This window comes from Allochromatium tepidum, from assembly GCF_018409545.1.
In the GTDB taxonomy this organism is placed as follows: Bacteria; Pseudomonadota; Gammaproteobacteria; order Chromatiales; family Chromatiaceae; genus Thermochromatium; species Thermochromatium tepidum_A.
On record NZ_AP024563.1, the window covers coordinates 169,506 to 191,556 of the forward strand.

Sequence of the window (22,051 nt, forward strand, 5' to 3'; positions counted from 1 at the left end):
CCGCGACTCCCCTCTAGGCTGGCCGGTCGGCCTTCTCCAAGGGTTCGCCCTTACCTCCCTCCGAGAGGCCCCTCCATCATGGATACCCCAGACGAAACGAGCGTCGGCTTCGACGCGCTCGGTCTTTCACCCGTGATCGCGCAAGCGGTCCAGAACCTCGGCTACGAATCCCCGACGGCGATCCAGAGCCGGTGTATCCCGCATCTGCTCGCCGGTCGCGATCTGCTCGGCCAGGCCCAGACCGGCACCGGCAAGACCGCCGCCTTCGCCCTGCCGCTGCTCAGCCGTCTCGATCCCGATCTGCGCAAGCCGCAGGTGCTGGTGCTCACGCCCACTCGCGAGCTCGCGCTCCAGGTCGCCGAGGCCTTCCAGCGCTATGCCACGGATCTCAAGGGTTTCAACGTCCTGCCCATCTACGGCGGTCAGGGCTACAGGCTGCAACTCTCGCAGCTCGAGCGCAACCCACAGGTGATCGTCGGCACGCCGGGACGGGTCATGGACCACATCCGTCGCGGCACCCTGGCGCTGGACGCGATCCGCACCCTGGTGCTCGACGAAGCCGACGAGATGCTCAACATGGGCTTCGCCGAGGACATCGACTGGATCTTCGATCAGGCTCCGGCCGAGCGTCAGGTCGCGCTCTTCTCCGCCACCATGCCGCCGGCGATCCGGCGCGTGGCCCAGACGCGACTGGTCGATCCGGTCGAGGTCAAGATCGCCGCCGATTCCGAGACGGTCGACACCATCGACCAGCATCACTGCGTCGTCACCCGCTTCCACAAGCTCGACGTGCTCACGCGCATCATGGAGCTGGAGCCGTTCGACGGGCTGCTGATCTTCGTGCGCACCAAGAATGCCACCACCGAACTGGCCGACAAGCTCAAGGCGCACGGCTTCGCCGCCGAGCCGCTCAACGGCGACATGAACCAGGAGATGCGCGAGCGCACCGTCGAGCGGCTCAAGCAGGGTCAGATCGATGTACTGGTCGCCACCGATGTCGCCGCGCGCGGTCTGGACGTCGAACGCATCAGCCATGTCGTCAACTACGACATCCCGACCGATCCCTCGGCCTATGTGCACCGTATCGGTCGCACCGGGCGCGCCGGACGCGCCGGACGGGCGATCCTACTGGTCGAGCCGCGCGAGCGCGGACTGCTCAAGTCGATCGAGCGCGTCATCCGGCGTCCGATCCCGTCGATGGAACCGCCCTCGGCCGCCGCGCTCAGCGAATCGCGCATCGACCGCTTCATCGGCGAGATCCGCAAGGCGCAGTCGGAACAGGATCTGGATTTCTTCTATCGCCTGCTCTCGCGCATCAGCCAGGAGCAGGAGATCGAGATGATGGACATCGCCGCCGCGCTGGCCTATCTCAATCAGCGCGAACGGCCGTTGAACGTCAAGGAGGATCCGCCGCGCCCGCCCAAGCGCTTCGAGGAGCGCGGCGAGCGTGGACGCGGTCGCGATGGGGATCGGCGTCAGGGCGGTTGGGAGGAGCGCCCGCCGCGCCGCGAGCGTTTCGACGAACGGGATGGGAATCGCGAGGAACACCGGCCGCGTTTCGATCGGGCCGAACGCTCGGAGCGTCCGGAGCGCCCCGAACGCGGTCAACCGCGCCGTGATGACGCCGATCTGACCAGCTATCGCATCGAGGTCGGTCATCAGCACGGCGTGAGTCCACGCGAGATCGTCGGCGCCATCGCCAACGAATCCGGCCTGGAAGGGCGTTATATCGGCCGCATCGACATCCGTGACGACCACTCGGTCGTCGACCTGCCCAAGGGGATGCCGAACGAGGTCTTCCAGCATCTCAAGCGTGTCTACGTGCGCGGTCAGGCGCTGCGGATCACGCCGGCCGATGAGAGCGCCGGAGCAGGGCGGGGCGGAGCCTGGGAAGGTCGTCGTGACTCGGGCCGTGACCGTTCGGGTCCGCCGCGCGAGCGTGAGGCGAGACCACCGCGCGCCGGCGGCGATTTCCAGCGCCGCGACCGCGATGGCTATGCACCGCGCCGGCCGAGCTCGGGCAAGAGCAACGATGGCGGCAAGCGCGGTCCGGGTTCGGGACGTAAATTCCGCGACTGATCGGAATCGAGCTGGCTGGCGTGATATTTGCCCAGATTTCGTGAAGAACCATTCTCGTATCTGGAGTCACGAAGATGTCAGTCAGCCTCGAAACTCTCGCCGCCGGTCTGGCCGATGGCGATCTGGTCCCTTATCTGGGACCGGGCGCTCTAGCCGGCGCGGTCGATCCGCAGACCGGCGAACCGATCCCGGCCGACGGCGACAGCCTCATCCTGGCCATGAACAATGGTCAGCCGGTGTCGCCGCGGCTGATGTGGGATTTCTCACGCGCGGCCATGAACGTCGAACTCAAGCGCGGTCGCGGTGCGATCCACCGTTTTCTGAACACCACCTATGCCGAGCGGACCTGGACGCGCTCGCCGCTGCACGGCCGGCTCGCGCACATCCAATACATCACCGAGCTGATGGGCGGATTCGCCATTCCGAGCTTCGTCAAGACACTCCGTACCGGCAAGCAGTACGTCTGTCTCGGACTGCGCTTCCTGCGCGACACCGAGCGCATGGTCTTCTCGGACATGACCTATGGCTCCGGTGCTCCAACCGGCTGGGCGCTGATCCCGGAACCGACGGACAAGGAGCGTCGTTTCTGCGACAAACGCGGGATCGAGATCCTACAGGCCGACATCTCGGACCTGCTCGCGGTATCCTCGACGCCGGAACCCACGGCGGCCTAGACACCGCCACAGCGCGACACTGTCGAGGAGCCGATCTGAACCCCGTCATCGAACTGGTGCGCGGCCTGGCCGCCTGGATGGTCTTCACGGCCCATGCCGCCCATCTGCTCACGCCCGATCCGGCCTTTTTGAAATTCCTCTGGACCGGAGTCGATCTGTTCTTCGTGATCAGCGGCTTCGTGTTCGCCCCGCTGCTGCTGTCGGGCGGCTTTGCGATCCGGCCCTATGCGATCAGGCGCGTCTTCCGTCTCTATCCGCTCTATCTGGTCTCGCTGCCGCTGTATTACCTGATCGCGCCCGAGTCGCCCGACAAGCTACTCTATCTGCTCAGACATCTGGTCTTTCTCGGCACCACCAGCGGCGCGCACGAAGCCTTCTTCTTCAATCCGGCCTATTGGAGTCTGCCGGTCGAGGTCGAATACTATCTGCTGCTGCCGCTGCTGGCGCTGATCGTCGCGGGCCGGTTGCGGGTGGTGCCGGCGCTGTTCGGAATCTTTTGTGTCGTGCGGTTCGGGATCGTGCTGGGAGCCACGCCCTTCGCGAGTCCGGATCCGAACCGGCTGTCGATCCTGCGGGTCCATCTGCCCGGCATCCTGATCGAGTTCCTGGTGGGAGTCTTCGTCTATGTCGCGCACCAGCGCTGGCGTGATTCGGGACAGCGCCTGTGGCCGATGCTCGCCGGTGCAGGCGGGTTGGCGCTCTGGCTGAGCCTGGGACTCTTCTTTGCGCGTCACGGCGATCCGGGGATCGGCGCTCATCTGTGGCTGAAGTCCTATTTCAGCCTGCTGTGTGCCATCGGCTATGGGCTGATGCTGTTCGGGCTACTGGGTCTGCTGGGCGGTCTGGACGGACGCGCTCGACAGTCGGCCTTCTTCCTGGGCAACCTGAGCTATGGCGTCTATCTGTTCCATATCCTGGTGCTGCGGCTCTACGAGCGGTCGGATCTGGCGTTGCCGGGCGCCCTGGCCTTCATTGCCTGCGGGCTCGCGGTGCTGGTGCTGGCCCTGCTGGGCTATCACCTGATCGAGCATCCGGCGCGCACCTTCGGTCGTCGCCTGGCATCGCATCGCGAGCCGACGCAAGCCCCTATCCTCTCGCGGGAGAGGGGTTGGGGAGAGGGGGAGCTCAAGCGACATGGCTGATTCATCGCTGAGACCTGCTCAATAGATCCAGCGCCTGCCGGCGACAGAGACGGGCCGTTTCCCGATCCAGGGCTTTGAGCCGGCGTTGAGGAATGGCGTCGAATCCGTACAGGGCACCGGCGATCATGCCGAGGATGGCGCCCGTGGTATCGGCATCGCCACCGCGATTGACCACATCGATCAGGGCCGACTCGAAGCCATCCGTGCCGAACAGCGCCTGGAAGACTGCCCGCAGGGTCTCGACGATATAGCCGCCGGGATCGTCCTGACGGCGCTCGCCGTCGAAGGCGAAGCGGGAGTCCGCCTCGACCAGTTCCGCGGCGAGTCGACGCAGATCTTCGAGCGATCCGCCGAGCAGGGCGGTCTGAGTCATCCGGATGACGGTGAGGGTGCCGAGGTCGGACAGGCTATTGTGGTGGGTGACATGGGCCTGCAGCCGATAGTCGACACAGACCCCACAGGATGGCGCACGGCAGACATAGATGCCCTCCGACTCGCACAGTTGCTTGTAGAGGAAGCGTTTCCACTTCATGTCCTGGACGTTGCGCACGGCCAGCTCGGGGAAGTTGCGCCGCATCAGCTCGGTCAGCTCGGCGCGGTTCCAGAGTCCGAGATCGTGCCAGAGATGATCGTCGGCCAGGCAGCCGCTGGCGACCACGCGCGCCATCCAGGTCTCGGACGGCGAGCGCCCGGCGCGATGGGTCAGCAGCAGTTCGATCAGTTCCTCGCGCTCTTCCAGGCGGTTGCCCAGGAGCGGACTCGCGCCATCGCAGGAACCGAGCACGTCCGGCGAGACGCCGGGGAAATGATGCGCCATGAGGCGCTTGAAGTCGGCCTGATCCAGCCCGAGCCAGGCGGGCAGGGCGCCGCCGCCGGCCGCGCGCGTGGCGATCATGCCGGCGAAGGCGCGATCATTGCCGTCCCCGGCTCGCGAGCGCGGAGGCGAAGAGACTCTTGCCTTCTCCCGGCTGGGCGCTCGTGATCAGAACGGCCGCCGGCGTCCGGTGTTGCAAGGCATGATCGATCGCACAGGAAATACGCTTGATTTCGGCGATCTGGCCGAGTGCTTGCCGTTGTCTATCCTCGAGATTGCTCATCAGTCTTCGAACCCTTGGATTAGTGTTACAGGGTGCAAGCGTCTATGAGTGGTATAGCACGAAACAGGGCGTTCGAGCGGCAGGCGGGGGATCGCGTGGCTTCGACTGGGCGTCGAGTCCCGTCCGGAGTCCAGGCGGCGCCTGATGTTAGAATGCGCACTGCCCGAGGTGGGTGGCGATCTGAAAAATTTTTGAAAACGAACTCTCGGAATCAAATCTGTGCAAAACGAGAACAGCGTCCCGGCCAACGCCTCCGAGTCCCAGGCGCTCGCGGAGCGGTTGACGAGCCGACTCGAGGCCACCCTGGAGCTGCTCGGGCGCGTGCGCGCCGATCAGGCGCTGCTGGCGGCGACGCTGGAGGCCGCGACCCGGACCGCCGAGTCCATCGCGCGCGGCGCCACACTCTTCATCTGCGGCAACGGCGGCAGCGCGGGCGAGGCGACCCATCTGAGCGGCGAGCTGATCGGTCCCTTCCTCGACAAGGGCCGCCGTCCGTTGCCGGCCATTGCGCTCGGTTTCGACACCAGCGCCACCTCGGCCGTGGCCAATGATTTTTCCTTCGACGAGATCTTCGCGCGTCAGCTCGCCGCGCTGGCCCGTCCGGGCGACGTGCTCTGGGCCCTGTCGACCAGCGGACGCTCGCCCAATGTGCGCCGTGCCCTGGAGACGGCGACCGGCAAGGGCGTCCTGAGCGTGCTGCTGACCGGCGCCCGGCACGCGGATCTGCCGCCCCAGGCCGACATCGTGCTCGCCGTCCCCTCGTGTGAGACGCCCCGCATCCAGGAGATGCACCTGGTATTGGGGCACTTCCTGTGCGAGGTCGTCGAGTCCCTGAATCGGGACTGAGACCGGGCGACCGCCTCACACGACCATGGTCAGCCCGAAGCCGATCACCAGCAGTCCGGCCAGACGCCGGATCCAGGGGCGCTCGGCCAGACGCGCTACGGCGCCGGCCAGGAGCGCGAGGCCGAGCAGGTTCGGCAGAGTGCCGAGGCCGAAGGTCAGCATGATCAGTGCCCCGGCGAGCGGATCGGCGCTCGACATCGCCATGATGAGCAGGCTGTAGACCAGGCCGCAGGGCAGCCAGGCCCAGAGGAAGCCGATGACGGCCGCCTGTCCCAGGCGTCGGACCGGCAGGAAACGCCGCGCGATGGGCTCCAGCCGGCGCCAGAGCGGCGCCCCCAAGCGCTCGACGGCGGCTAGCGCGGCGGACCGGCCGGCCAGATAGAACCCCAGCAGGACCATGGTCAGGCCGGCCAGTCCCTGGAGCAGACGCTGCATCACGGGCAGGGTCTCGAACTCGACCAGCACGGCGCCCAGACCGCCGAAGAGCGCACCCGCCACCGCGTAGCCACTGATGCGCGCCAGGTTGTAGACGAGCTGATAGGGCAGCATCCGCCGGGGATCGCGGCGGATCTCGGGGCTCAGTCCCAGCGTCAGTGTGGCGACCAGCCCGCCGCACATGGTCAGACAATGCACGCCGCCCAACAACCCGACGGCCAGGGCCGTGAAGTACACTTGTGGCTGTGACACTTCCATCGTGGAGACCTCGTGGAACCCGACTCACCGAGACGCGATCCCGAGGCTTCACTCACTTCCGCCAGGGCGGACAGGATCTCATCGATGCTCGATTATCAACGTGAACTGCTGGATTTCGCCACCGGGATCGGCGCGCTGCGCTTCGGTGACTTCACCCTGAAATCCGGTCGCCACAGTCCCTATTTCTTCAACGCCGGTCTCTTTGCCACGGGGCAGCGGCTCGCACGGCTGGCGCGCGCCTATGCGCAAGGCATCCAGGCCTCCGGGATCGCCTTCGACGTGCTCTATGGTCCGGCCTACAAAGGCATCCCGCTGGCCGCCGCCACGGCCGTGCTGCTGGCCGTCGAGCATGGACGCGACACGCCCTATGCCTTCAACCGCAAGGAGGCCAAGGATCACGGCGAGGGCGGGCTGATCGTCGGCTCACCGCTCGCCGGGCGCATCCTCATCATCGACGACGTCATCACGGCCGGCACCTCGGTGCGCGAGTCGGTCGAGATCATCCGCGCGGCCGGGGCCACGCCGGCGGGTGTGGTCATCGCACTCGACCGCCAGGAACGCGGTCAGGGCGCGCGCTCGGCGGTGCAGGAGGTCGAGGATCACTTCGGCCTGCCGGTCCGGAGCCTGCTGACGATGGCCGATCTCATCCTCTACCTCGAAGAAACAGGCACGGACGCCGCCTTGCTGGAGTCCATGCGCGCCTATCGCACGAGCTACGGAATCTGAACCATGAACCGCTCGGCCCCATCCAAGCCGCCCGTATCGGTCCGACGACTGGCGGTCCTGATGCTGATCCCGGCCCTTGGGCTGGCGTCCTGGACCGCTCAGGCCCAGAATCTGTACCGCTGGGTCGACGACCAGGGCGAGGTCCACTATAGCGATCAGGTGCCGCCCTCGCAGGCCGACAAGGCACGTGCCCGCTTGTCGGAGCAGGGCATCGCCGTCGAGAACCGGCCGGCGGTGCCGACCGGCGAGGAACTGGAGCGCGCCAAGGAGCTGGAGCGCCGGAAGGCCGAGGAGGAGCGGCGTCGCGTCGAGCGTCGGGCCGAGGACGAGCGTCTGTTGAAGCTCTACCGCACGGTCGATGAACTGGAGCTGGCCCGTGACGGTCGCGTCGCCGCCGTCGAGGCCGTCATCCAGGCCAAGCGCGATGGCGTGCGCAACGAGAGCCGCCGTCTGGTCGAGCTCGACAAGGAGCGCCGGACGCTCCACAAGGACGGCAAGACTCTTCCCGACGAGCTGAGGGGCAAGATCGAGGCCGCGACGACGCGCATCCGCGCGGACTACGCCGAGATCGTCGAAAACGAATATCGCAAGCAGGCCGTACAAGAGGAGTTCGCGCGAACCATCGAGCGGTTCAGGCAGTTGCGGCGACTGCCGCCGCCGGCCGCGTCCCAGGACACGACGGGGTCGTCACTCAACGGCTCTCTGGTGAGTTGCAGCGACAAGGCCAGGTGCCATGCCTACTGGGAGCGCGCCGTCGACTATGTCCGCACCCACTCGGATCGCGAGGGCGAGATCCTGGAGGCCGGACTCCTGATAGCCTTCCAGCACGACGAGCGCGAGAATCGCACGCTCACGATCTCCTGGACGCAACGCGCGCCCGACCAGCCGGTCCACATCTATCTGGACGTCCAGTGCAAGAATCGTCTGACCGCCAGTCTGGCCTGCCTCGACCCGAGGGTACCCGAGGTGCGCGCCGGCTTCAGGGCCGCCGTGATGGACGAATGACCTCGAATGCGCTCCCCCAGAGACGACGAACCCGCCTGAGAGCGGTTTTGGCGTGCCTGGCCCCGACCGCCGGACGGTGTCGGGACGGGCGGGCGATCCTCAGAGACGCGAGGAGCCGACGATCTCGTGCGCCAGATCCACAACCCGATTGGCCATGTCCATGTATTCCTGCCGGTAGTTGGCGAGCAGACCGTCGGAGGAGGCCCAATAGTCCTTGCCGGAGACACCGTGCTGGTGCTCGTACTCGATGAACTGCTTCTGCATCTCCAGCATCTTGTCGATCAGATCCTGCTTTTCTTTCTTCAGCGCCGCGATGTCGGTCATGGAAGGTGTCCCCCGGTCTGGGATTGGCTGTCGAGCCTTGTGGTTTCAGTAAATGCGGATGCATTAATATAGCACGCGCCCAGGAAAAGATGTAAAGCCCCACCGATATGTTCGAGATCATCCTCTACGAGCCGGAGATTCCGCCCAATACCGGCAATGTCATGCGTCTGACCGCCAATCTCGGCGCGCGTCTGCATCTGATCGAGCCGCTCGGCTTCTCGCTCGACGACCGGTTGCTGCGGCGGGCGGGGTTGGACTATCGGGAGTGGGCGGACGTGCGGATACATGGATCGCTGGCGGCCTGTCTCGCGACCCTGGAGCGGCCCAGACTCCTGGCCGTCAGTACGCGCGGGCGCGTGCCCTATGTCGATCTGGATTTTCAGCCGGGGGATGCCTTTCTATTCGGCCCCGAGACGCGCGGTCTGCCCGAGGGGGTACTGGAGTCCGTACCTGAGAACCAGCGCCTCCGCATTCCCATGCGTCCGGGCAACCGCAGTCTCAATCTCTCCAACTCAGTGGCCGTGGTGCTCTACGAGGCCTGGCGCCGTCAGGGATTCGCCGGCGCGGCTGAAATAGGAACCTAGCCGAACTCCGGCTTGGGTTCGCGCTCCAGGAGCGCGCGCGTGGCCTCGACCGGTGAGACGCCTTCGTGGAGCACGCGATAGACCTGCTCGCTGATGGGCATCTCGATGCCGAGCCGCACGGCGAGCCGATGGACGGCCAGGGCCGTGACCACGCCCTCGACCTCCTGACCGATCTCGGCCTTGGCCTCCTCGACCGTCTTGCCACGGGCGAGCGCCAGACCCATGCGCCGATTGCGCGACTGATCGTCGGTGCAGGTGAGCACCAGATCCCCGAGTCCGGCCAGTCCGGTGAAGGTCTCGGGTCGACCGCCGAGCGCCGTCCCGACCCGGATCAGCTCGGCCAGTCCGCGGGTGATGAGCGCCGCGCGCGTGTTGGCGCCGAAGCCCAGACCATCGGCGATGCCGGTGGCGATGGCCAGTACGTTCTTGGCCGCGCCGCAGATCTCCACCCCGACCATGTCCGGGCTGGTATAGGCGCGGAAGGTCGAGCCGTGCAGCAGGGTGGCGAACCGGGCGGCGAACTCCGGCTGGTTGGAGGCGACCGTCACCGCCGTCGGCAGTCCGCGTGCGACCTCGCCGGCGAAGCTCGGACCCGAGACCACGGCCAGCGGTCGCTCGCCGAGCTCTTCCTGAGCGACCGTGTGCAGCAGTTGACCGCTGGCCACGTCCAGCCCCTTGGTCGCCCAGGCGACGCCGAAATCCGCCGGCAGACGCTCGGCCAGTTGGCGCGCGACCAGTCGGAAGGCTTGACTCGGCACGACCACCAGACAGTCGGTGGCCGCATCGAGCGCCGCGTCGAGCGAATCCGTCGGCTGCATCCCGGCCGGGAGCGGATGACCGGGCAGGAAGTGACGATTCTCGCCGGCGCGGCGGATCGCCTCGATCTGGGCCGTCTCATGGCCCCACAGCCGCACCGCGTGACCGTTGCGGCACAGTTGCAGCCCCAGGGCCGTGCCCCAGGAGCCGGGGCCGAGCAGAGCGATCCGGGCCGGCGCGCTCATGGTCAGTGCTGGACCGGTTTGGCGCCGCCGCCCTGTTCGGCGGCCTGCTGCTGATGCCGGGCGAAGAGCACGTCGAAGTTGACGTGCTGGAGCACCAGTTGCGGGAAGCTGCCCTTGACCACCAGATCCGAGACGACCTCGCGCGCATAGGGGAAGAGCAGGTTGGGGCAGTAGGCGCCGAGCAGCGGCCCGAGATCCTCTTCGGTGAATCCGTGGGCGGTGAAGATGCCGGCCTGCTGGACCTCGACCAGGAAGGCGGTCTTCTCCTCGACCTTGACCGTCACCGTGACCGCGAGCACCACCTCGTAGACATTGGGGTCGAGCTGGTTGATCTTGGTGTTGAGGTTGAGCTCGTGACGCGGCTTCCACTCGCCCCGGAAGATCTCGGGCGCGTTGGGCGACTCGAAGGAGACGTCCTTGGTATAGACGCGCTGGACGGAGAATTGACGTTCGTTGGTCTGCTGTTCTTCGGTCATGCCGGTACCTGAGTGCTGTGTGAAGATGGATGGGTTCGCGGGATGGGGCGCGGCCGACGGATCAGCGTTTCTTGCGCGTCAGGGGCAGGTTGGCCGACTCCCAGGCCATGATGCCGCCCTGGAGGTTGTAGACCTCCTCGAACCCGGCCTTGCGCAGATGCGCGCAGGCCACCGAGGACTGGGCGCCGGACCGGCAATTGACGATGATGGGCCGGCCCTTGTATTTGTTCAGGGTCGCCAGTTGGTTGCTGAAGCCGTTCATCGGGATGTTCAGGGCGTTGATGATGTGCCCGCGCGCATAGTCGGCCGCCGGACGCACGTCGATGATGACCGCCTCGCGATGATTGAGCATCTCGGTGGCCTGGAGCGGACCGACGCTGCCCTTGCCGCCGACGATGAGGTTGTGGGTCAGGAGGCCCAGGATCACGATCAGGGCCAGGAACAGGAACCAGTGATTACCGATGAACTCGATGAGTTGTGACATGGTGTGAGCCGTCTCGTTCGGAATGGGGATCGGGCTGGGCGGCTCGCCCTAGCGGGTGTGATGACAGAAGACCTCGCGCATCATCCCGATCAGTTGCAGGGTGCGGTTGTCGCTGACGCGATAGTAGACACGATTGGCGTCCTTGCGCGAGGCGAGGATGCCCTTGTCGCGCAGGATCGCCAGATGCTGCGAGATGTTGCTCTGCGAGGTGCCGACGTGCTCGACGATCTCCTGGACGCTGATCTCCTGATCACCGAGCGTGCAGAGGATCTTCAGACGCAACGGATGCGACATCGCCTTGAGCGAGCGCGAGGCGCGCTCGATGTCCGCGTCGTCGGCGAACAGATCCATCTCCTCGCCCGCGTGCTCGGGGAGACTCGATACCGGACGGACGGAGTGACTCGGGTTGACTGCCATTGGATCGCATCTGATCGATTTATCACCGTACAATGATAAACGCTTTCCGACCGACTGCGAAGCGCCCGGACGAGAAGCGCGCAACGTCATCAACTCGGACACCATCGATGCCTAGTATCCTTCACGGATCCAATCCGAGATTCCAGCGAGGAACTCCAGCGGCGCTCCGATGGTCCGGTTCGTCCGGACGTGCATCCCTGTGGAGCCGATGCACGGTCGTGTTCCTGACCGGGCTTCTGTCGCCATCGAGTCCGTCGTTCGCTCAATCGGACGCCTATCCGACGCTGGACGCGCGACAACGGGATCTCAGCACGGTCGAGCGCTCGCTCGAGGACATCGGACGCGAATTGAGCGACAGGCACGCCGACCGGCGCGCCCTGATCGCGGAGCTGGAGGCGCGCGAGCGCAACGTTGCCGAGCTGGCGCTGGCCAATCGCGAGCTGGAGCGTCTGGTCGCGGAACACGATCGTATCGCCGGCGAGTTGCGCGCGCGCCAGGTCGAGGAACAGGCGGCGCTGGGTATCGAGCTCGATCTGCTCGCGGATCTGCTGCGAACGGCCTATGTCATGGGACGCGCCGACCGTCTGCGGCTGTTGCTCAACCAGCAGGATCCGACCCGCGCCAGCCGCGTCATGTCCTATTTCGCCTATTTCAATCGCGAACGCATGAAGCGCATCCAGGCCGTGCAGCAACGCGCCGAGCGACTCGAACGACTCGCCCGCGACGCCGAGGACGAGGCGCACCGACTGGCCGATCTGGCGCGCAGTCAGGAGGCCACGCGCCTGCGGCTCGAAGAGGCCAGGACACGTCGCGCCCAGGTCTTGCGCGATCTGGAGGCCAGCATCACCAGCCGTGCCGAGACCCTGGAGACGCTCAAGCGCGACGCCGAATCCCTGAAGCTGCTGGTCGAGCATCTGCGTCAGCACGCCCAGATCCAGGCCGAACTCGACATCCAGCAGGATCCGTTCGCCGAGCTCAAGGGCCGGCTCGCCTGGCCGCTGCTGGAGAGTCGCATCCTCGCGGCCTTCGGCACGCGCAAGGAGACGACCGAGATCGACTGGGACGGCGTGCTGCTGGCGGCGCGCGAGGGCGAGGAGGTGCGCGCGGTCAAGGACGGGCGCGTGGTCCATGCCGACTGGCTGCGCGGCTTCGGTCTGCTGATCGTGATCGATCACGGCGACGGCTACATGACGCTCTACGGCCACAACGAGGCGCTGTTGCGCGAGGTCGGCGAATGGGTCGCGACCGGCGACCCCATCGCGCTCAGCGGCAAGAGCGGCGGACGCCGGGAACCCGTGCTCTACTTCGCCATCCGACACAATGGGCGTCCCCAGGATCCGGCCGTCTGGTGCGCGAGTCAGGGCCGATACGATCGGCGCTCCAGTCGGGCCCGGCCCGCCGCTCATGAGACAGGCGGGCGCTCTGATCGCTCGCTCACCGAATCTGTCGAATCGACGCGAAACATGCGATCCTTTCATGACACTGTGCCCAACGCCGTTTTTCGCACAATACGAACCACCGTCCGCTAGGGATTCATGATGATGCGCCTTCAATTCGTCCCGCCGCTATGTCTTGGTCTTCTGATCGGCGCCGTCGCCTGCGCCGAGGAACCGGCCTCCATCGCGCCGGCCCCGGCCCGAACCGCTCCGGCCGCTGAAACGCCCCAGGATCTGCCGCTCGACGCACTGCGGACCTTCGCCGATGTCTTCGGGCGCCTCAAGGAGGACTATGTCGAGGAGGTCAAGGACAAGTCATTGATCGAGAACGCCATCCGCGGCATGTTGTCGGGACTCGATCCGCACTCGTCCTATGTCGACGGCGAGGAGTACCGTGATCTCCAGGTCGGCACCAGCGGCGAGTTCGGCGGACTCGGCATCGAGGTCGGCATGGAGGACGGTTTCGTCAAGGTGATCGCGCCGATCGACGACACTCCGGCCCAGCGCGCCGGACTCCAGGCCGGCGACATGATCATCCGCATCGACGACAAGCCGGTGAAGGGACTGAGTCTGAACGAGGCCGTGCAGTTGATGCGCGGCAAGCCCGGCACCCAGATCCGGCTCAGCATCCTGCGCGGGAGCGACGAGAAGCCCTTCGAGGTCGTCCTCGAACGCGCGGTCATCCAGGTGGCGAGCGTCAAGAGCCGGATGCTGGAACCCGGATTCGGCTATGTGCGTCTGACGCATTTCCAGGCGCATACCACGGACGACATGCTCAAGGCGATCGACGAGCTCAAGAAAGCCGGCGAGGGCCGGCTCAAGGGACTGGTGCTCGATCTGCGCAACAATCCCGGCGGCGTGCTCAATGGTGCGGTCGGCGTCAGCGATGCGTTCCTGACCGACGGGCTGATCGTCTACACCGAAGGTCGGGTCAAGAACAGCCAGATGCGCTTCAAGGCCGGTCCGGACGACGTGCTCGACGGCGCGCCCATCGTGGTGCTGGTCAATTCCGGCAGTGCCTCGGCCTCCGAGATCGTCGCCGGCGCGCTCCAGGATCATCGGCGCGCCATCGTCATGGGCACCCAGACCTTCGGCAAGGGCTCGGTCCAGACCATCGTGCCGATCGACGAGCACTCGGCCCTGAAGCTGACGACCGCGCGCTATTACACCCCGTCCGGGCGCTCGATCCAGGCCAACGGCATCGTGCCCGACATCACCCTGGAACGCGGTGAGTTCAAGCCGCTGGCCGATCCCGGACTCGGCTCGCTCAAGGAGGCCAATCTGGTGCGCCATCTCGACGGGCAGGCGCCCGCGACCGACGAGCCGGCCGAACCCGCGCCCCTGCCGCTCGCCGTCGAGGACTTCCAGCTCTCCGAGGCACTCAACGTGCTCAAGGGGCTGAACATCCTCGGCGCGGCGGCCAAACCCTGAGTCAACCATCCAGATTCCGGAGGATCCGCCATGCGCGTACTCGTCCCGCTCGCTCAAGGCTGCGAGGAGCTCGAAGCCGTCACCATCATCGACCTGCTGCGCCGGGCCGAGATCGAGGTCGTGACCGCCGGTCTGACCGAGGGACCGGTCAAGGCCAGCCGTGATACCGTGCTGCTGCCCGACACCACGCTGGAGGCCGTTGCCGACCAGGATTTCGACATGGTCGTGCTGCCCGGCGGACTGCCCGGCGCCCAGTATCTGGAAGACGATCCGCGCGTGCTCGACATTCTGCGTCGTCACGCCGAGCGAGGCGCCTACACGGCGGCGATCTGTGCCGCCCCCAAGGTGCTGGCGAGCGCCGGGCTTCTCGACGACAAACGGGCGACCTGCTATCCGGGCTGCGTGAAGCCGGAAGACTTCCCGCGTCTGAACCTGATCGACGCCGCCGTCGCGATCGATGGCCGGGTGATCACCGGACGCGGTCCGGGAGCGGCCATGGATTTCGCGCTCGCGCTCATCGAGTCGCTCGCCGGTCGCGAGCGGCGCGAGTCCGTCGAGTCGGCCCTGATCCGCTCGCACTGAAGACGAATACAAGCCGCCATCCATCGACCGCTGTCCCATGTCGCCCAGCCTCGCGCCGCTCGCCCTCGTCTCCCCGGCCGCCCTGATCCTCAGTCTGCTGCTCACGCGCCGGCTGGCGACGCGGGCGGGTTCTGGATTCGGTCCGCTCGATCATCCGAACGAGCGTTCACTGCACGCCACTCCCGTACCGCGCTCGGGCGGACTGAGTGTGCTGGCGGGCGTGCTCCTGACGCTCCTGGCCGCGCTCGGGCTGGGCTGGATGGCAGCCGAATCGGGCTGGATCGGAGGCGCGCTACTGCTGGTCGCGCTGGTGTCCTTTCTCGACGACCTCGGGGATCTCTCCCCACTGGTGCGGCTGACGGCCCATGGGCTGGCCGCCGGCCTGCTCGTGTTCGGCGGACTGGGCTGGGGCCGGTTGGATCTGCCCGGCTTCACGCTGGTGTTCCCCGGCTGGCTCGCGCTCGTGCTCACGCTGCTGTTCGTGGTCTGGATGATCAATCTCTACAACTTCATGGACGGCATGGACGGTCTGGCCGGCGGCATGGCGGTCTTCGGCTTCCTGGCCCTGGCCTGGTTCGGCTGGCGCGGCGGCGAGTCGGGCTATGTGCTGATCTGTCTCGGCGTGGCGGCCTCCGCCGGCGGCTTCCTGGTCAGCAACTTTCCGCCGGCACGCATCTTCCTGGGTGACGTCGGCTCGTCGAGCCTGGGGCTGCTGGCCGCCGCGCTCGCGCTCTGGGGCGTCGAGCTCGGACTCTTTCCGCTCTGGGTCGCCTGGCTGGTCTTCTCGCCCTTCATCGTCGATGCGACCTGGACGCTGCTGGCGCGTCTGGCGCGCGGCGAGCGGGTCTGGGAGGCGCATCGCTCGCATCACTATCAACGTCTGGTGCTGGCCGGCTGGAGTCATCGGCAAACGGTGCTGCGCGCCTATGGACTGATGGCGGCGGTGGGCGCCTGCGCGATCGCGGCGCCCGGACTCACGACCGCCGATCAATGGAGGCTGCTCGGCGCCTGGACCCTGATCTACGGGGTCATCCATCTCAAGGTCGGGCTGGTCGAGCGTCGCGCCCGGATGGATGCCGCATGAATCCGCTCGTCGACCGGCTGCGCTCGCGCACCGCCGCCTTCACGCACGATCTGCTGAGCATTCCGATCGCCTGGATGCTCGCCTACTGGCTGCGCTTCAATCTCGACACCATCCCGCCCGAGTTCCTGAGCGGCGCGCTCCAGGCCCTGCCCTGGGTGATTCCGATCCAGGCCGGCGTCTACTGGCTGTTCGGGCTCTATCGCGGCGTCTGGCGCTTCGCCTCCGTCCCGGATCTGGTGCGCATCACCAAGGCGGTGCTGATCGGCACGGCACTGGTGGTGGTCGCGCTCTTCATCCTCAACCGCTCGCTGCATGTGCCGCGCTCGGTGCCCGTGCTCTATTTCGGCGTCCAGCTCATCCTGCTCGCCGGGCCGCGTCTGCTCTATCGCTGGCTGAAGGATCATCGCTTCAATCTGTCGTCCGGGCAGCGGGTGCTGATCGTCGGCGCCGACCGCGCGGGCGATCTGCTGGCGCGCGATCTGCTGCGCGATCCCAGTCGCGCCTATTTCCCGGTCGGCTTCGTCGACGACACGCTCAGGCGCCAGGGGGGCGAACTCCAGGGTCTGCCGGTCCTCGGGCCGACCTCGGCCATCCCCGAGATCGTGCAGGAGCGCGACATCGAGCTCATCATGCTGGCCGTGACCGGGGCGAGCGCGCGCGAGATGCGCCGTCTGGTCGAACTCTGCGAGCAGACCGGACGCCCCTTCCGCATCCTGCCCGAGCTGCGCGAACTCCTGACCGGCGAGGTCGACTTCCATCAACTGCGTCCGGTCTCGATCGAGGATCTGCTCGGACGCGAACCGGTCGAACTCGACTGGCGCGAGATCCACGCCGGACTGGCCGGACGCAATATCCTGGTAACGGGCGCGGGCGGCTCGATCGGCTCGGAGCTGGTGCGCCAACTGGCCGCCGCCGGTCCGGCACGCCTGATCCTGGTCGACAATGGCGAGTTCAATCTCTATCGCATCGAGATGGAACTGACCGAGACCCATCCCGGACTGCCGATCGCGCGCCGATTGCTCGACGTGACCGACGCGACCGCGATCCGGGCGCTCTTTCGCGACGAGCGGCCGGCGATCGTCTTCCATGCCGCCGCCTACAAGCATGTGCCGCTCCTGGAGGATCAGCCGCGCGCGGCCGTGCGCAACAACGTGTTCGGCACGCTCCGGGTCGCCGAAGCGGCGGCGGCGAGCGGTTGCGAGCGCTTCGTGCTCATCTCGACCGACAAGGCGGTCAACCCGACCAATGTCATGGGCGCGACCAAGCGGCTCGCCGAGATGCTGTGCCGGGATCTGGACGGTCGCTCGGAGTGCCGTTTCATCACGGTGCGCTTCGGCAACGTGCTCGGTTCTGCCGGCAGCGTGGTGCCGCTGTTTCGGCGCCAGATCGAGCAGGGCGGGCCTGTGACCGTCACCCATCCCGAGATCGAGCGCTTCTTCATGACCATCCCGGAGGCCAGCCAGCTCATCATGCAGGCGGCCGTGATCGGCGACGGCGGCGAGGTGTTCGTGCTCGACATGGGCGAGCCGATCAGGATCCGCTATCTGGCCGAGCAGATGATCCGGCTCTCGGGGCGCGAGCCGGGCGAGGACATCGCCATCGAATACGTCGGCCTGCGTCCGGGCGAGAAGCTCCACGAGGAACTCTTCCACGACTCCGAGCAACTCATCGAGACGCGCCACCCCAAGATCAACCGCGCGCGCCAGTCGAACGGACTGAGCAGCCTGGAACTCAAAGAGCGTCTGAGTCGGCTGGCGCAGTCCGTCGAGGGGACGGACCAGGGGCTCATCCTGAGTGCGCTCCGAGACCTGCTCCCCGACTGGCGTTCCGAACCCGTTCATTCCAACGAGACCAGGGGCTGATCCGATGCAAGAAGACGCCATCCTAGAGGACGCGCCGCCGATCAGCGCCCGGCGCGACGAACCGGACGACTCGTTGCCGGACGCACCGGCGGATTCGATCCCTGAGTCTTTGGCCGAAGCGCCCGCGCCGCCCGAGCCGAGCGCCGAGTCCCGGATCGCCGGTCACCTGCTCGCCCAGTCCAAGCTGACCGCCGCCGACATGGCGCGCGCCCGGCGTCTGGCCGAGGACGCGGGCGAGCCGCTCTTGCCCCTGCTGGTGCGTCTGGGGCTGGTCTCGGAGCGCGATATGGCGCAGGCGATGTCCGAGGTGCTGGCCCTGCCGCTGGCCACAGCAGCGGACTTCCCCGAGGAGCCGGTGCGTGAGGATCTGCTCACGCTGCGTTTCATGAAGGATGCGCGTGTGCTGGTGCTCGCCGAGCACGCGGAGCAGCTTCGCGTCGCCTTCGCCAATCCGGTCGACGACTTCGTCCGGGCCGCCGTCGCCCTGGCCGCCGACCGACCGATCGAGGCCGTGGTCGCCCTGCCGAGCGAGATCGACTCGGCCATCGAGCGGCTCTACGAGAAGGTCGAGGAGGCGCCCGAGACCGGCGAGTCCGAGGCCGATTTCGGCGATTTCGACGAGGAGGACATCGAGCACCTGAAGGATCTGGCCAGCGAGGCGCCGGTCATCCGCATGGTCAACCAGCTCATCCAGCGTGCCGTCGAGTCGCGCGCCTCCGATATCCATATCGAACCCTTCGCCGATGAGCTGAAGGTCCGCTATCGCGTCGACGGGATTTTGAAGGAAGTCGAGGCCCCGCCGGCGCGCTCCACGGCGGCCGTGATCTCGCGTGTGAAGATCATGGCCAAGCTCAACATCGCCGAGCGCCGTCTGCCCCAGGACGGACGCATCCCGATCCGCATCCAGGGCAAGGAGCTGGATCTGCGCGTCTCGACCGTGCCGACCATGTTCGGCGAGAGCGTGGTCATGCGTCTGCTGGACAAGGAGAGCGTGCGCTTCGATCTCGACGCGCTCGGTTTCGACGGCGGGCCGCGCCGGCGGCTCAATCGCATCCTCGAACAGCCCTACGGCATTCTACTTGTCACCGGGCCGACCGGTTCGGGCAAGAGCACCACGCTCTATACCGCGCTCAGCCGGCTCAACACCCAGGAGCGCAAGATCATCACGGTCGAGGATCCGGTCGAGTACCAGTTGCCCGGCATCAACCAGATCCAGGTCAAGTCGTCCATCGGCATGACCTTCGCGGGCGCGCTGCGCGCCATCGTGCGCCAGGATCCGGACATCATCATGGTCGGCGAGATGCGCGACCTGGAGACGGCGCGCATCGCGGTGCAGTCGGCCCTGACCGGTCATGTCGTGCTCTCGACGCTCCATACCAACGACGCGGCCAGCGGCGTGACGCGACTGCTGGACATGGGCGTCGAGGATTATCTGTTGACCTCGACCATCAACGGCATCCTCGCCCAGCGGCTGGTGCGCCGGCTGTGTCCGCACTGTCGCGAGTCCTATCGCGCCCTGCCCGAGCTGGCCGGACGCTTTGCGCACATCAAGGGCTTGAGCGGGCCGGCCGGCGAGGTCGATCTCCAGCGCGCCGTCGGTTGCGAACAGTGCAACGGAACCGGTTATCGCGGCCGGCTGGTCATCACCGAGGTGCTGATCATGTCCGAAGCCATCCGGCAGGCCATCCTGGCACATGCCACGGCCACCGAGATCAAGCGCATCGCGATGGAGGAGGGCATGGAGACCATGTATCAGGACGGACTGCGCAAAGCGCTCGACGGGCGAACCACCATCGAGGAGGTGTTGCGCGTGGCCGAGGCGGATTGAGTCCTTTGACTTTGGGGGGTTGCATTGCCGAATCCGGTCGCGTATATTTCGCGATCTTTCCCGTAGTGGACAAATGATTTACACGGCCTGCGCGCTGATTATCGTGCGCGGCCCTCCCGGAGCGATGGAACATGACGACGACTGTTAGCGCCAAGCCCGCCGAGGTTCGCCGCGCTTGGTATCTGGTTGACGCTGAAGGCAAGACCCTGGGGCGTCTGGCGAGTGAACTTGCGCGCCGCCTGCGCGGCAAGCACAAGCCGCAATACACCCCGCACGTGGACACGGGCGACTACATGGTGGTCGTCAATGCCGAGAAGATCCGCGTGACCGGCAACAAGCTCCAGGACAAGATGTACTATCGTCACACGGGTTATGTCGGCAATCTCAAGTCGACCAACCTGGAGAAGCTGTTGCAGACCGCGCCCGAGCGTGCCATTCAGATCGCCGTCAAGGGCATGCTGCCGCGGGGTCCGCTGGGTCGCGCCATGTTCAAGAAGCTGCGCGTCTACGCCGGTCCCAACCACGAGCATCAGGCCCAGCAGCCGCAAGTCCTCGAACTCAACGTGTAGGAATCAGACTCATGTCGGAGACACAACTCGCCACTGGTCGTCGCAAAACCTCCGCCGCACGGGTCTTCCTGTCGCTGGGATCGGGCAATATCACCGTCAACAATCGTCCGTTGGATGAGTATTTCGGCCGCGAGACGGCGCGCATGGTCGTGCGTCAGCCGCTGGAAACCGCCGGTCTGCTCGACCGGCTCGACATCAAGGTCACGGTTCGCGGCGGCGGCAATACCGGACAGGCCGGTGCCATTCGTCACGGTATCGCTCGCGCACTGGTCGAGTATAATGAGGAACTGCGTAGCCCCATGCGCCGCGCCGGTTTCCTGACTCGCGACGCACGCGAAGTCGAGCGTAAGAAGGTCGGTCTGCACAAGGCGCGCAAGCGCCCGCAGTACTCCAAGCGCTGATCGCTTCGAGACAGTTTTCCTGGGGAATCGTCTAACGGCAGGACAGCGGACTCTGACTCCGTCAATCTAGGTTCGAATCCTAGTTCCCCAGCCAAACAAAACAAGGGCTTAGCCGCAAGGCTAGGCCCTTTGTTTTTGCTTCCGGTCGTATTCCGGGCGCAGACACAGCCAGATCATTCAGGCTGGGGCCAAGATAGGGGGCGATGGTAGCGAATCAATAAAAGCCTGTATAACGTGAGTTCTGTTTAAGAATCTTGAGAATTCAATAGGATAAGCTGCTTTTTGGTGAGATTGAGGGACGGCTTGGAGGACTGATAGGTGTCAAGTCCCGTGAGATTATAGACTCGCTGTTTGAAGCGTTCCGGACACTTTTGTTGCCAGTCCTTGAGTGCTTGAATCGGCGCGATGTGTCCCAGTGCCTTTTGCGGGATCTGGTGATTGTCTAACCTCACATAGCCGGTGAGGGTGTCCGCCGGATTCTGGGCGGAATCGAAGCGGGTGGTGGCGAGCACCTCGGCGAGGCGTCCATTGAAGCGTTCGACCCTGCCATTGGTCTGCGGATGGCGGGAGGCGATGAGCCGGTGTTCGATGCCGTGACCGGCGCCGCCCTGGTCGAAGCGATGGCGCCCGGTGGGTTCGCGTTCCCCCGTGGCACCGAAGCGATCGGTGAACTCCTTACCGTTATCGGTCAGGACACGGGTGATGGTGAACGGGGCCTTGGCGATGAGGCGCTCCAGGAAGCCGGCGGCGTTCCGGGCGGTTTTCTCGGGCAGGATCTCGACGTAGACCCAGCGCGATGCGCCACAAACAGGTATTGATGCGCCGCCTCGTCCGGCATCTGCGGCAGGTATTTGACCTCGATGTGGACCAACCCTGGAGCGTAGTCTTTGAAGGTCTTGACCGGCTTGGCCTCGCCTTCCGGTTGCGGGATCGGGGCACTGAGGTTGGAGACGCCGTGGCGCCGCAGACAGCGATCCAGGCCCGAGCGCGAGACCGCCCGGATGGATAAACTTACGGGTCACCGCCAGCAGATCGTCCAGCGGCAACAGCAGGGTTTGGCGCAGCGCCACCACCACCTGCTCCCGGACCGGGCTCAAGGTGGCGTGAATCCGATGCGGACGATGCGAGGCATCCTCACCGGTTTCGCGCCGACGCCACTTGCGCACGGTGGCGCGATTCAGGTTGTATTCACGCGCCAGGTCGCGCTCCGCTTTCGTCGAGGCGCGCAACTCCTGACGAATCGCGGGGGTGGTGCGCGCGTTGCGATGCAGGTTCAGATTCGTGGTGAGATGTCCCGTCAGGTCGGTGAT

The 22,051-nt window shown here is 66.1% G+C and carries 23 protein-coding genes, 1 tRNA gene and 1 pseudogene; 16 read left to right on the forward strand and 9 right to left on the reverse strand.

The annotated features are described in order from the left end of the window. Positions 1-78 precede the first annotated feature (78 nt). The 3 genes from Atep_RS00810 (at position 79) to Atep_RS00820 (ending at position 3,895) form a co-directional block, all read left to right on the forward strand. Positions 79-2,079 carry a DEAD/DEAH box helicase gene (locus tag Atep_RS00810; protein WP_213379614.1) on the forward strand — a complete coding sequence of 667 codons (2,001 nt, stop codon included), beginning with the start codon at positions 79-81 and terminating at the stop codon, positions 2,077-2,079. Between the two features lie 74 nt (positions 2,080-2,153). Beyond that, on the forward strand, positions 2,154-2,753 hold the full coding sequence (locus Atep_RS00815) for a hypothetical protein (protein WP_213379615.1): 600 nt from the start codon (positions 2,154-2,156) through the stop codon (positions 2,751-2,753). A 56-nt stretch (positions 2,754-2,809) separates the two neighbouring features. Continuing rightward, positions 2,810-3,895, forward strand: a complete 1,086-nt coding sequence (locus Atep_RS00820) for an acyltransferase family protein (protein WP_213379616.1) — start codon at positions 2,810-2,812, stop codon at positions 3,893-3,895. A gap of 1 nt (position 3,896) precedes the next feature. On the opposite strand, the gene Atep_RS16340 is transcribed toward Atep_RS00820, so the two are convergent. Both Atep_RS16340 and Atep_RS00835 read right to left on the reverse strand, forming a co-directional pair. Continuing rightward, on the reverse strand, positions 3,897-4,790 hold the full coding sequence (locus tag Atep_RS16340; protein ID WP_236786315.1) for a nitrogen fixation protein NifQ: 894 nt from the start codon (positions 4,788-4,790) through the stop codon (positions 3,897-3,899). 16 nt (positions 4,791-4,806) lie between these two features. Further along, complete coding sequence (locus Atep_RS00835) at positions 4,807-4,992, reverse strand: P-loop NTPase family protein (RefSeq protein WP_213379617.1); 186 nt, start codon at positions 4,990-4,992, stop codon at positions 4,807-4,809. A 219-nt stretch (positions 4,993-5,211) separates the two neighbouring features. Between Atep_RS00835 and Atep_RS00840 the strand changes: the two genes are divergently transcribed. After that, positions 5,212-5,838: a D-sedoheptulose-7-phosphate isomerase gene (locus Atep_RS00840; protein ID WP_236786317.1), complete on the forward strand. Its 627-nt coding sequence runs from the start codon at positions 5,212-5,214 to the stop codon at positions 5,836-5,838. 15 nt (positions 5,839-5,853) lie between these two features. Here the strand turns inward: Atep_RS00840 and Atep_RS00845 are convergent, their stop codons facing one another. Further along, positions 5,854-6,531, reverse strand: coding sequence for a sulfite exporter TauE/SafE family protein (locus tag Atep_RS00845; protein ID WP_213379618.1), 678 nt, complete (start codon positions 6,529-6,531; stop codon positions 5,854-5,856). A gap of 84 nt (positions 6,532-6,615) precedes the next feature. Between Atep_RS00845 and pyrE the strand changes: the two genes are divergently transcribed. Together pyrE and Atep_RS00855 are read left to right on the forward strand one after the other, a co-directional pair. Further along, positions 6,616-7,257 (forward strand): orotate phosphoribosyltransferase, encoded by a 642-nt coding sequence (gene pyrE, locus Atep_RS00850; protein WP_213379619.1) that lies wholly within the window; start codon positions 6,616-6,618, stop codon positions 7,255-7,257. 3 nt (positions 7,258-7,260) lie between these two features. After that, a complete protein-coding gene (locus Atep_RS00855) occupies positions 7,261-8,262 on the forward strand; it encodes a DUF4124 domain-containing protein (protein WP_213379620.1) in 1,002 nt (333 codons plus the stop codon). A 99-nt stretch (positions 8,263-8,361) separates the two neighbouring features. On the opposite strand, the gene Atep_RS00860 is transcribed toward Atep_RS00855, so the two are convergent. Then, positions 8,362-8,586 (reverse strand): hypothetical protein, encoded by a 225-nt coding sequence (locus Atep_RS00860; RefSeq protein WP_213379621.1) that lies wholly within the window; start codon positions 8,584-8,586, stop codon positions 8,362-8,364. 107 nt (positions 8,587-8,693) lie between these two features. Here Atep_RS00860 and Atep_RS00865 point away from each other — a divergent pair, with 107 nt between their 5' ends. Beyond that, complete coding sequence (locus Atep_RS00865; protein WP_213379623.1) at positions 8,694-9,170, forward strand: tRNA (cytidine(34)-2'-O)-methyltransferase; 477 nt, start codon at positions 8,694-8,696, stop codon at positions 9,168-9,170. Here Atep_RS00865 and Atep_RS00870 read toward each other — a convergent pair. From Atep_RS00870 to Atep_RS00885, 4 genes are all read right to left on the reverse strand, one after another. Next, positions 9,167-10,171 carry an NAD(P)H-dependent glycerol-3-phosphate dehydrogenase gene (locus Atep_RS00870; protein ID WP_213379625.1) on the reverse strand — a complete coding sequence of 335 codons (1,005 nt, stop codon included), beginning with the start codon at positions 10,169-10,171 and terminating at the stop codon, positions 9,167-9,169. The two genes, Atep_RS00865 and Atep_RS00870, sit on opposite strands and share 4 nt — an antisense overlap. 2 nt (positions 10,172-10,173) lie before the next feature. After that, complete coding sequence (gene secB, locus Atep_RS00875) at positions 10,174-10,647, reverse strand: protein-export chaperone SecB (protein WP_213379627.1); 474 nt, start codon at positions 10,645-10,647, stop codon at positions 10,174-10,176. Positions 10,648-10,708: 61 nt separating this feature from the next. Continuing rightward, on the reverse strand, positions 10,709-11,131 hold the full coding sequence (locus tag Atep_RS00880) for a rhodanese-like domain-containing protein (RefSeq protein ID WP_213379629.1): 423 nt from the start codon (positions 11,129-11,131) through the stop codon (positions 10,709-10,711). A gap of 48 nt (positions 11,132-11,179) precedes the next feature. Beyond that, positions 11,180-11,548, reverse strand: a complete 369-nt coding sequence (locus tag Atep_RS00885; RefSeq protein ID WP_213379631.1) for an ArsR/SmtB family transcription factor — start codon at positions 11,546-11,548, stop codon at positions 11,180-11,182. A gap of 218 nt (positions 11,549-11,766) precedes the next feature. Here Atep_RS00885 and Atep_RS00890 point away from each other — a divergent pair, with 218 nt between their 5' ends. From Atep_RS00890 to Atep_RS00930, 9 genes are all read left to right on the forward strand, one after another. Then, a complete protein-coding gene (locus tag Atep_RS00890) occupies positions 11,767-13,077 on the forward strand; it encodes a murein hydrolase activator EnvC family protein (RefSeq protein WP_236786319.1) in 1,311 nt (436 codons plus the stop codon). 9 nt (positions 13,078-13,086) lie between these two features. Beyond that, positions 13,087-14,415 (forward strand): S41 family peptidase, encoded by a 1,329-nt coding sequence (locus tag Atep_RS00895; RefSeq protein WP_213379634.1) that lies wholly within the window; start codon positions 13,087-13,089, stop codon positions 14,413-14,415. A 30-nt stretch (positions 14,416-14,445) separates the two neighbouring features. Then, a complete protein-coding gene (locus Atep_RS00900) occupies positions 14,446-14,997 on the forward strand; it encodes a DJ-1 family glyoxalase III (protein ID WP_213379636.1) in 552 nt (183 codons plus the stop codon). A 37-nt stretch (positions 14,998-15,034) separates the two neighbouring features. Beyond that, the gene (locus Atep_RS00905) at positions 15,035-16,081 is read left to right on the forward strand and encodes an MraY family glycosyltransferase (RefSeq protein ID WP_213379638.1); all 1,047 of its coding nucleotides are present in this window, start codon (positions 15,035-15,037) and stop codon (positions 16,079-16,081) included. Beyond that, entirely contained in the window at positions 16,078-17,943 is a 1,866-nt protein-coding gene (locus Atep_RS00910) for a polysaccharide biosynthesis protein (protein WP_213379640.1), read from the forward strand. Before Atep_RS00905 ends, Atep_RS00910 begins: the two co-directional genes overlap by 4 nt. Positions 17,944-17,947: 4 nt before the next feature. Then, positions 17,948-19,771, forward strand: coding sequence for a type II secretion system ATPase GspE (gene gspE / locus Atep_RS00915; RefSeq protein WP_213379642.1), 1,824 nt, complete (start codon positions 17,948-17,950; stop codon positions 19,769-19,771). A gap of 131 nt (positions 19,772-19,902) precedes the next feature. After that, on the forward strand, positions 19,903-20,340 hold the full coding sequence (gene rplM / locus Atep_RS00920) for a 50S ribosomal protein L13 (protein WP_213379644.1): 438 nt from the start codon (positions 19,903-19,905) through the stop codon (positions 20,338-20,340). 11 nt (positions 20,341-20,351) lie between these two features. After that, a complete protein-coding gene (gene rpsI, locus Atep_RS00925; RefSeq protein ID WP_213379646.1) occupies positions 20,352-20,741 on the forward strand; it encodes a 30S ribosomal protein S9 in 390 nt (129 codons plus the stop codon). 20 nt (positions 20,742-20,761) lie between these two features. After that, positions 20,762-20,835 (forward strand) — tRNA-Gln (locus tag Atep_RS00930). Between the two features lie 151 nt (positions 20,836-20,986). Here Atep_RS00930 and Atep_RS00935 read toward each other — a convergent pair. Continuing rightward, positions 20,987-22,042, reverse strand: a pseudogene (locus Atep_RS00935) (integrase core domain-containing protein). Between the last annotated feature and the right edge of the window lie 9 nt (positions 22,043-22,051).

Excerpts from the sequence above, each read along its gene's own strand:
- Atep_RS00810 (WP_213379614.1), top strand. The coding sequence starts at position 79 with ATGGATACCCCAGACGAAACGAGCGTCGGCTTCGACGCGCTCGGTCTT.
- Atep_RS00815 (WP_213379615.1), top strand. The coding sequence starts at position 2,154 with ATGTCAGTCAGCCTCGAAACTCTCGCCGCCGGTCTGGCCGATGGCGAT.
- Atep_RS16340 (WP_236786315.1), bottom strand. The coding sequence starts at position 4,790 with ATGATCGCCACGCGCGCGGCCGGCGGCGGCGCCCTGCCCGCCTGGCTC.
- Atep_RS00835 (WP_213379617.1), bottom strand. The coding sequence starts at position 4,992 with ATGAGCAATCTCGAGGATAGACAACGGCAAGCACTCGGCCAGATCGCC.
- Atep_RS00845 (WP_213379618.1), bottom strand. The coding sequence starts at position 6,531 with ATGGAAGTGTCACAGCCACAAGTGTACTTCACGGCCCTGGCCGTCGGG.
- pyrE (WP_213379619.1), top strand. The coding sequence starts at position 6,616 with ATGCTCGATTATCAACGTGAACTGCTGGATTTCGCCACCGGGATCGGC.
- Atep_RS00855 (WP_213379620.1), top strand. The coding sequence starts at position 7,261 with ATGAACCGCTCGGCCCCATCCAAGCCGCCCGTATCGGTCCGACGACTG.
- Atep_RS00860 (WP_213379621.1), bottom strand. The coding sequence starts at position 8,586 with ATGACCGACATCGCGGCGCTGAAGAAAGAAAAGCAGGATCTGATCGAC.
- Atep_RS00865 (WP_213379623.1), top strand. The coding sequence starts at position 8,694 with ATGTTCGAGATCATCCTCTACGAGCCGGAGATTCCGCCCAATACCGGC.
- Atep_RS00870 (WP_213379625.1), bottom strand. The coding sequence starts at position 10,171 with ATGAGCGCGCCGGCCCGGATCGCTCTGCTCGGCCCCGGCTCCTGGGGC.
- secB (WP_213379627.1), bottom strand. The coding sequence starts at position 10,647 with ATGACCGAAGAACAGCAGACCAACGAACGTCAATTCTCCGTCCAGCGC.
- Atep_RS00880 (WP_213379629.1), bottom strand. The coding sequence starts at position 11,131 with ATGTCACAACTCATCGAGTTCATCGGTAATCACTGGTTCCTGTTCCTG.
- Atep_RS00885 (WP_213379631.1), bottom strand. The coding sequence starts at position 11,548 with ATGGCAGTCAACCCGAGTCACTCCGTCCGTCCGGTATCGAGTCTCCCC.
- Atep_RS00895 (WP_213379634.1), top strand. The coding sequence starts at position 13,087 with ATGATGCGCCTTCAATTCGTCCCGCCGCTATGTCTTGGTCTTCTGATC.
- Atep_RS00900 (WP_213379636.1), top strand. The coding sequence starts at position 14,446 with ATGCGCGTACTCGTCCCGCTCGCTCAAGGCTGCGAGGAGCTCGAAGCC.
- Atep_RS00905 (WP_213379638.1), top strand. The coding sequence starts at position 15,035 with ATGTCGCCCAGCCTCGCGCCGCTCGCCCTCGTCTCCCCGGCCGCCCTG.
- Atep_RS00910 (WP_213379640.1), top strand. The coding sequence starts at position 16,078 with ATGAATCCGCTCGTCGACCGGCTGCGCTCGCGCACCGCCGCCTTCACG.
- gspE (WP_213379642.1), top strand. The coding sequence starts at position 17,948 with ATGCAAGAAGACGCCATCCTAGAGGACGCGCCGCCGATCAGCGCCCGG.
- rplM (WP_213379644.1), top strand. The coding sequence starts at position 19,903 with ATGACGACGACTGTTAGCGCCAAGCCCGCCGAGGTTCGCCGCGCTTGG.
- rpsI (WP_213379646.1), top strand. The coding sequence starts at position 20,352 with ATGTCGGAGACACAACTCGCCACTGGTCGTCGCAAAACCTCCGCCGCA.